General features: G+C 40.2%; 8 protein-coding genes. 6 read left to right on the top strand and 2 right to left on the bottom strand.

Annotation, left to right across the window (positions count from 1 at the left end; all coding sequences use genetic code 11):
• Together EDC37_RS08005 and EDC37_RS08000 are read right to left on the bottom strand one after the other, a co-directional pair.
• On the bottom strand, positions 1-449 hold a 449-nt coding region (locus EDC37_RS08005), incomplete at its 3' end, for a helix-turn-helix domain-containing protein (RefSeq protein ID WP_243642176.1).
• A 229-nt stretch (positions 450-678) separates the two neighbouring features.
• Positions 679-2,136 (bottom strand): DASS family sodium-coupled anion symporter, encoded by a 1,458-nt coding sequence (locus tag EDC37_RS08000; RefSeq protein ID WP_132550078.1) that lies wholly within the window; start codon positions 2,134-2,136, stop codon positions 679-681.
• A 587-nt stretch (positions 2,137-2,723) separates the two neighbouring features.
• On the opposite strand from EDC37_RS08000, the gene panC reads away from it, so the two are divergent.
• The 6 genes from panC (at position 2,724) to anfG (ending at position 8,065) form a co-directional block, all read left to right on the top strand.
• Complete coding sequence (gene panC / locus EDC37_RS07995) at positions 2,724-3,575, top strand: pantoate--beta-alanine ligase (protein WP_132550075.1); 852 nt, start codon at positions 2,724-2,726, stop codon at positions 3,573-3,575.
• A gap of 3 nt (positions 3,576-3,578) precedes the next feature.
• Complete coding sequence (panD, locus tag EDC37_RS07990; protein WP_132550072.1) at positions 3,579-3,980, top strand: aspartate 1-decarboxylase; 402 nt, start codon at positions 3,579-3,581, stop codon at positions 3,978-3,980.
• Positions 3,973-4,893: a bile acid:sodium symporter family protein gene (locus EDC37_RS07985; RefSeq protein ID WP_132550069.1), complete on the top strand. Its 921-nt coding sequence runs from the start codon at positions 3,973-3,975 to the stop codon at positions 4,891-4,893. Before panD ends, EDC37_RS07985 begins: the two co-directional genes overlap by 8 nt.
• 379 nt (positions 4,894-5,272) lie before the next feature.
• Positions 5,273-6,097 carry a nitrogenase iron protein gene (gene nifH / locus EDC37_RS07980; RefSeq protein ID WP_132550066.1) on the top strand — a complete coding sequence of 275 codons (825 nt, stop codon included), beginning with the start codon at positions 5,273-5,275 and terminating at the stop codon, positions 6,095-6,097.
• Positions 6,098-6,132: 35 nt separating this feature from the next.
• Positions 6,133-7,695 carry a nitrogenase iron-iron protein, alpha chain gene (gene anfD, locus EDC37_RS07975; RefSeq protein WP_132550063.1) on the top strand — a complete coding sequence of 521 codons (1,563 nt, stop codon included), beginning with the start codon at positions 6,133-6,135 and terminating at the stop codon, positions 7,693-7,695.
• A gap of 28 nt (positions 7,696-7,723) precedes the next feature.
• The gene (gene anfG / locus EDC37_RS07970) at positions 7,724-8,065 is read left to right on the top strand and encodes a Fe-only nitrogenase subunit delta (RefSeq protein ID WP_132550099.1); all 342 of its coding nucleotides are present in this window, start codon (positions 7,724-7,726) and stop codon (positions 8,063-8,065) included.
• Positions 8,066-8,126 lie beyond the last annotated feature (61 nt).

The raw sequence follows: 8,126 nt of genomic DNA, 5'->3' as shown, positions 1-8,126 counted from the left end.
CGAATGGTAACAGTCTTTATCGTGCTATTCTCCATAAGTGGACGATGCAGACATAGTTTTACCCAGCCGATCTTAGGCAGTTTGACTGTATTTCCCTCTAATCGGACAGAATCTTTCTGATTATTCGTAGAGTAAGAGAAATGTCCTGTTTTCTTGGACTTGAAACGAGGTTTTCCAAAGTGCTTACGATTAGTCCAAAAATTATTGTAAGCTTTATTCAGATTTAGTTGGGCATTCGCAAGAGCCAAACTGTCAACTTCCTTTAGCCAAGGAAATTCAGACTTGTATTGTGCTGGTGTATTATTCAGTTTTTTACCGGTTCCTTTGTAGTGGTCAAGGCGGTCGCCAAGCATTTTGTTATAGATGAATCTGGCACAGCCGAAAGTCTTAGCAAACATTATTTTTTGTTCAGTGGTTGGATAAAGTCTGTATCGGTATGCCTTATTCACAATAATCACCTGCCTTGATTTTCTATGTATTTCCGAATAAGACAAAAAGCAATCGTGTGACTCAATTACTTGCGTAAATTCACCCCCCCGCCTTCATCCACCACCTAAGAGGTAGCGGACTTCTTGCGGGTTAGGTTAAAATTATTTTTTTATTTTGTTCACCTATTTATCCGGCACTCTTAAAATTTATGCCATTTTATGACATTTGCAAGTAATGCCTAGCAGTTTTTTACAAAATTATGCCTAACCATTTCCAATATGTTGAAGCCATCAAGAGGATAAGCAAATATGCAGCTATAGTGATAGGAATGCCTGTGCGGATAAAATCACGTGCTGTTACTGTTTCCGTACTGAAAACAACCATATTTTGTGGTGCATTAACAGGAAGAATAAAACCAAAACAGATTACATACTGCAAAACCATCGTCATCCCGATTACATTGAGTGGGTTAAGCTGTGCTGCTCCTTGCAGAATGGATATCACAATCGGGATCATAGCGGCAGACAAGGCCGTGGCGCTGGCAAAACCAAGATGAATTACTATGAGGAAAAGACTTAGCACCGCCAGAATACCAAACGCCGACATAGTATATAAATCAAATTTCCCCACGATATAAGAGGCAATCCAATCAGCGGCCTTGGTAGATAAAATCGTAGACCCCAAGCTAATACCCGTACCAAAGAGCATCAGTGTTCCCCAACTCACGCGACTTTGTACATATTTCCAATCCATGATACCTATTTTAGGTAAAAGCATAATCGTTATAGCTGATAACGTCGTGGTAGTCGTATCCAGCGGATGAACAATTTTTTCTGTTGACCATAAAAACAAAAGAATAACGGAAATAACCATAAGTTTTTTTTCTGCCGTAGACATAGGGCCAAGTTCTTTCAAAGCTTTGGCTACAGCTTCTTTCCCACCAGCGATTTCTTCAGTTTCAGGCGGTATGATTTTCAGTATGATAAAATAAAGGACCACTGACATTATGGCTGCAAACGGTGCCGCAGCAATAAACCATTCACCCCAACTGATATAATATCCCAATTGCTTTTCAATAAAATTCAGTGCAATCATATTTTGTGCTGCTGCCGTCTTTATCCCAACGTTCCAAATACTATCGGCTTGTGCCACGGCGATCATCATCACTGCGGCGAACCGGCTCTTCATCGAAACACCAAAGGAATTAATAATACCTAGAATAATTGGCACCATACATGATACTCTTGCTGTCGTACTGGGGACAAAAAAGCTGAGAATGAACCCGACCGCAATAACCCCAATTAAAACACGGTTCGTTTTTGTCCCTATCTTCGATAAGATTACAAGTGCAATCCGCGCGTCAAGCTTCGTTTTGACCATGGCAACAGCGATAAACATAGCACCACCGACCAACGCCAAAGCACTTGTACTAAAACCTGACAAAGCAAATTTCAAAGCACCTTCTGTACCGAGCAGCTTTTCTGGATGTACCGGATCAGGAGCGAAACCCAGTAAAATAGCCATCAAGGATACTATCAGCACCGAACTCACTGAATAAGATACGGCCTCAGTTATCCAAATTATTACAGAAAAAATAAGTATGCCGATCATCCTCTGCCCCGATGTAGAGAGTCCTTCCGGCGTCGGGAGCATAATTATAATTAATAGAATTAATGCGCCTAATATAAGACCATATTTTTTTCCCATAACCATCCTCCTTAAATAATTACCAAATCATATTAATGGATAAATATAAAAAATACATAATTTTGCAGATGAAAATGCAAAATTACCTATTAAAACATAAAAGACTCCAAAACACTATGTTTTGGAGCTACGCTGCCCTCAAATTTACTTAATTATAGTATAAAACCTGCGTAGTTTCAATATTACTTTTTATGAATTTTCAAAAGTCGTTAATAATATTGTAGATTGGACAATTAGTAGAAAGAATAATACATACAATGTTAAAATATATCTAAGTATCATTAATAAATATACCATAACCATGAAAGCTGTTATAATGCAATAAATTAACTGCAAATAAATAAGTTTTATTGTATTGCTTTATTATCTATGCTATTATAAACGCGTAACAAACATTTGAATGAACAGTATCATATTGAACTGTATCACGATATAAGCTGTTTTGTTATTTTTATATCGCTTGGATCATTATGACCGAGACGAACGCAATAGGGTATTTTGCGCACTTCCGTGTCGGAGTGCGTTTTTTTATTGCATTCTCTTTTCTTTTTGTTTGTTGCAAAAAAAGAACAAGGAGAGATCTAACAATGGTTTTATGTACTGAAGTTAAAAAACTACAGGAGCTGGTAAAGGCTGCCAAAAGCGCCAACCAGACAATTGGGTTGGTGCCAACGATGGGTGCCTTACACGAAGGGCACACGTCATTAATTAATGCATGCCATAAGGAAAACGATCTAACAATCGTAAGCATTTTTGTTAATCCTACACAATTTGGGCCTAAAGAGGACTACAAACAATACCCGCGCAGTCTGAAAAAAGATTGCCAACAAGCAGAAAATGCCGGTGCTGATATTATCTTTGCACCAGAGGCCGCCGCGCTATATCCTGATAAGGATATGACATGGGTTGAAGTTACAGGTGATATTGTTAAAGTTTTGTGCGGGCGCACTCGGCCGATTCATTTTCGCGGTGTGACCACAATCATTACAAAGCTTTTTCATCTAATTACGCCTGATAAAGCTTATTTTGGCCAAAAAGATGCCCAACAAGTGGAAGTATTGAAAAAAATGGTCAAAGATTTATTTTTCCCCACAGAGCTTCGCATTATGCCAATTGTACGGGAAAAAGACGGCTTAGCCAAAAGCTCACGCAATGTTTATTTGAATGCCAAAGAACGGCAAGCCGCACTATGCCTCTATAAAAGCTTAACCCACGCACAAGACCTTTACACGCATGGTGAACGAAACCCTCAAGCCATCTGTGAGGCAGTACGGAACGTGATTTCAGCAGAACCATTGAGTAACATAGACTATATCGAAGCGTACTCATTGCCAGGTCTCAAACCAATAGGCGCAAAAATCAAAAACAAAATTCTTGTCGCTGTTGCAGTCAAGTTTGGCACAACACGCTTAATAGATAATGTGGTTTTGGGGGAATGAGCAATGCTGTATAATATATTTCACGGAAAAATCCACCGTGCTACCGTCACTGAAGCTGACCTGGCATATATGGGCAGCATTACTATTGATAAGGCTCTTTTAGAAGCATCTGGTATTCTTCCTGGCGAACGAGTCCAGATTGTAAATAATAATAATGGGAACAGGCTCGAAACGTATGTAATAGCGGGAGAAAAGGGCAGCGGTGTCATCTGCCTGAACGGAGCAGCAGCAAGAAAGGCAGTCGTCGGGGATACTGTAATTATCATTGCTTATGCACTTATGGATGAAAAAGAAGCCCGCTCCTTTACACCTAAAGTAGTTATGGTCGACAAGCATAACCGCCCTCTCACAACAACTGGCAGCGAAAAACCCTACCAGCTGGCAGACGAGGGAACAAATGCTTAAACAAATAAGTAAATTGATTACCAGCGGTATGCCGTTTGGTGTAATACTTGCAGGTGTGCTGGGGATTATAGAGCCCCAGCTATTCTTTTGGTTCGCGGATAAAATTGCTTATTTTCTTGGTGTAATTATGCTGGGGATGGGAATGAGCCTGACGACAACTGATTTCAAGACAGTGCTAAAAAATCCTCGGTTGATCATCGTTGGGACGGTTCTGCAATTTACGATCATGCCCATCTTAGCCTATGCCTTGATAAAGATATTCCCTTTACCCGCTGACGTTGCAATAGGCGTCATATTACTAGGTGCCTGCCCCGGCGCCACCGCCACATCAGTCATCACTTATCTTGCCAAGGGAAATGTAGCACTATCAGTGGCATTGACAATGGTCACTACACTGGTCGCGCCAATTATTACGCCTTTTCTCCTGCTCATTATCGCTGGTACATGGGTAGAAATAAATTTTTTGTCGATAATGATCAGCATCATCGAAATTGTAATTATACCAATAAGTATCGGTATATTATTCAATAGATTCTTTGCTGCTTATTGCACAAAAATAAAAATAGCCATGCCGGCAATCTCTGCTCTCACAATTATTATCTTAGTGGGAACAGTGGTATCACTCAGTGCTGATGTTTTACTGAACTCAGGATTGCTCATATTTGCTGTTGTCGTAATCCATAATCTTTGTGGACTACTTCTAGGTTATTGGGCTGCTAAGCTGTTTATTACTGATAAAGCAGCTATCAAAACCATTGCCATAAATGTTGGTATGAAAAATTCAGGATTAGCAGCATCATTAGCTGTCCTCCATTTTACAGCAGCAGGTGGAATCCCCGCCGCTATTTTCAGCGTATGGCATAATATATCCGGTTCATTGCTGGCTGCTTATATCAGGAAGAATAAAGTTTGAATATTCTATCAGCTGTACAATAAGCAATAATTTTTAATATATTTGTATTGACTTCATTAAAAAAATATGTTAAAGTGAATCATGCTTATAAATTGAGAGCAAAGGTGCTTTTGGTATTTTCATTAATTTTGAAATAATACCAAAAGCACCTTTTTGTATTTTTAAAGGAGGAACATAAAAAATAAGACACATAAATCTATTAACGAAAAATGCTCTATGAATACTACCATATTCATAGAGCATGGGTATTCGCCTATTCCACTGACATGAGGATTATTTGATATGCCCATTTATAGTATATCAAAAGAGAAAAAACTTTTCAAGGGAATAGGTTGGGAAATTTAGGTAATCTTGTAAACTTGAGGGGAGTAGTTAGGAAATGAGAAAAATTGCAATTTACGGAAAAGGCGGTATTGGTAAATCAACAACCCAGCAAAATACTGCGGGAGCTATGGCTCATTTTTTCGGTAAAAAGGTATTTATACATGGTTGTGATCCAAAGGCAGATTCTACCCGTATGATTCTGGGTGGAATGAATCAAAAAACCCTGATGGATATGTTACGCGACGAAGGTGAAGAAAAAATAACCGTTGATCGTGTTGTAAAGGAAGGCTACGGTGGTATCCGCTGCGTTGAATCTGGTGGTCCTGAACCGGGTGTCGGCTGCGCCGGAAGAGGTGTAATAACCGCAATAGATTTAATGGAAAAAAACGGTGCCTATACTGATGATCTCGATTTTGTATTCTTTGATGTGCTGGGTGACGTTGTCTGTGGTGGTTTTGCTATGCCGATACGCGAAGGCAAAGCTCAGGAAGTATATATAGTAGCTTCCGGTGAAATGATGGCAATCTATGCTGCTAACAATATCTGCAAAGGGTTGCTCAAATACGCCAAACAAAGCGGTGTTCGTCTTGGAGGAATAATCTGCAACAGCCGCAATGTTGACAAGGAAAAAGAATTTCTTGAAGAATTCACGTCAGCCATAGGCACTAAAATGATACATTTTGTACCACGCGACAATGTTGTCCAAAAAGCTGAATTTAATAAAAAAACTGTTGTCGAATACGATGCCGAATGCAATCAGGCAAACGAATATAAAACTCTGGCTCAAAAAATTATAGACAATAAAGACTTTGTCATACCCCATCCTTTAAAAATGGATGATCTGGAAGCCATGGTTGTAAAATATGGAATATCTGACTAAAAGTGCTTATTATCCAGCATAGGGAGGAATAAAAAATGCCATATCATGAATTTGAATGCAGCCAATGCATTCCCGAAAGAATCAAACACGCTGTGGATAAAACAAAGAATGACCTGACTGAGGCACTGCCCTTAGGTTATCTTAACACTATCCCGGGTACATTATCCGAGCGCGGCTGCGCTTACTGCGGTGCCAAACATGTTATCGGCACACCGATGAAGGATGTTATTCATCTAAGCCATGGACCTATCGGTTGCACCTATGATACGTGGCAGACAAAAAGATATATAAGCGATAATGATAATTTTCAGATCAAATATACATTTGCATCTGATATGAAAGAAAAAAACATTGTCTTCGGTGCAGAAAAAGTATTGAAGAATAATATCCTTGAAGCATTCAAAGCATTTCCTAAAATTAAGAGAATGACAATTTATCAGACATGCGCTTCAGCACTGATCGGCGATGATATCGGTGCAATTGCCAATGAAATAATGGAAGAAATGCCGGACGTGGATATTTTTGTCTGCAATTCTCCCGGATTTGCCGGACCTAGCCAGTCAGGCGGCCATCATAAAATAAATCTAGCTTGGGTAAATGACAAGGTTGGTCAAGTAGAGCCGAAAATCACCAGCGATTACGTAATCAATTATGTTGGTGAATACAACATCCAAGGTGATCAGCAGGTAATGCAGGATTATTTCAAAAGAATGGGCATACAAATACTATCAACGTTCACGGGAAACGGTTCCTATGACGACCTACGGGCAATGCATCGGGCACATCTCAATGTCCTAGAATGCGCTCGTTCAGCTGAATATATCTGTGATGAATTGCGCAAACGTTATGGGATACCGCGTATGGACATAGACGGATTCGGTTTCAAGCCTCTATCATCTTCACTCCGTAAAATAGGACTCTTTTTCGGCATTGAGGATCGTGCCAACGCTATCATTGAAGAAGAAACCAAGCGCTGGAAACCAGAACTGGACTGGTACGCTGCCCGTTTAAAGGGCAAAAAGATATGCTTGTGGCCGGGAGGCTCAAAATTATGGCACTGGGCTCATGTTATCCACGAGGAAATGGGTCTGGAAGTCGTTTCCGTCTATACTAAATTTGGGCATCAAGGCGATATGGAAAAAGGCATATCTCGCTGTGAAGCAGGTGCCTTAGCCATTGACGATCCCAACGAACTTGAAAGCCTTGAAGCGATGTATAAACTAAAACCGGATCTGATCGTCACGGGAAAACGTCCCGGTGAAGTAGCAAAAAAGATCCGCGTCCCCTACATTAATGCTCATGCTTATCACAACGGTCCATACAAAGGTTTTGAAGGCTGGGTCCGCTTTGCCAGGGATATTTATAACGCTGTTTATTCTCCCATTCACAAGCTGTCGCTTGTAGATATCAGCAAAGATAAAATTGTCACTGATAAAAGCTTTGTAACACGCCAAATGCTCTCAGACAGCCAACTGGATGAATCAATCTTGAACTCCAAAGAGCTTCATGAATATACTGGTGAATTCGACAGTCTGAAAAGACTGCGTGGCAGGAAATACCCTCAGTATCCGATGAAGGGAAAACTGGCAGCGATTTAATTAGATAAAGGAGGCAATGGTCGTGGAAATGACAATAGAATCCGGAAAAGATACTTTAATGAGTTATATTATGAAAAACTGTTTGTGGCAGTTCAATTCCCGCGGTTGGGACAGGCAAACACAAAATGAAAACATCATAGGAAAAGCCACGCAGATACTCTGCAAGGAAACAACTGTCAGAAAAACTCTGGCTGACCGTTGCTACTGGGCTGAGGCACAACAACTGGTAAATGACTGGGAGTGTTTTCCTTGGCTGAAAAAAATGAATACTAGCGATATCAAAACCATGATGTGCAAATTAAAAGAAACACTTGATTACCAGCTGATCACAAATTCGCTCAACGAAGAGCTAAAAAATCCCAATTATTGAGTTCTACTCAGTGAGCCTCCTGCACCTACCCACTGCAGTAAACAGTGGATAAGTGTAGGAG

It is taken from the genome of Pectinatus cerevisiiphilus (genome assembly GCF_004341685.1).
Classification (GTDB): domain Bacteria; phylum Bacillota; class Negativicutes; order Selenomonadales; family Selenomonadaceae; genus Pectinatus; species Pectinatus cerevisiiphilus.
This window is presented reverse-complemented; position numbering and strand designations above follow the sequence as displayed.

What these genes read in the sequence shown, in the direction of transcription:
- nifH (WP_132550066.1), top strand. Translation starts at nt 5,273, where the DNA reads ATGAGAAAAATTGCAATTTACGGAAAAGGCGGTATTGGTAAATCAACA.
- EDC37_RS08000 (WP_132550078.1), bottom strand. Translation starts at nt 2,136, where the DNA reads ATGGGAAAAAAATATGGTCTTATATTAGGCGCATTAATTCTATTAATT.
- EDC37_RS07985 (WP_132550069.1), top strand. Translation starts at nt 3,973, where the DNA reads ATGCTTAAACAAATAAGTAAATTGATTACCAGCGGTATGCCGTTTGGT.
- anfG (WP_132550099.1), top strand. Translation starts at nt 7,724, where the DNA reads ATGACAATAGAATCCGGAAAAGATACTTTAATGAGTTATATTATGAAA.
- anfD (WP_132550063.1), top strand. Translation starts at nt 6,133, where the DNA reads ATGCCATATCATGAATTTGAATGCAGCCAATGCATTCCCGAAAGAATC.
- panD (WP_132550072.1), top strand. Translation starts at nt 3,579, where the DNA reads ATGCTGTATAATATATTTCACGGAAAAATCCACCGTGCTACCGTCACT.
- panC (WP_132550075.1), top strand. Translation starts at nt 2,724, where the DNA reads ATGGTTTTATGTACTGAAGTTAAAAAACTACAGGAGCTGGTAAAGGCT.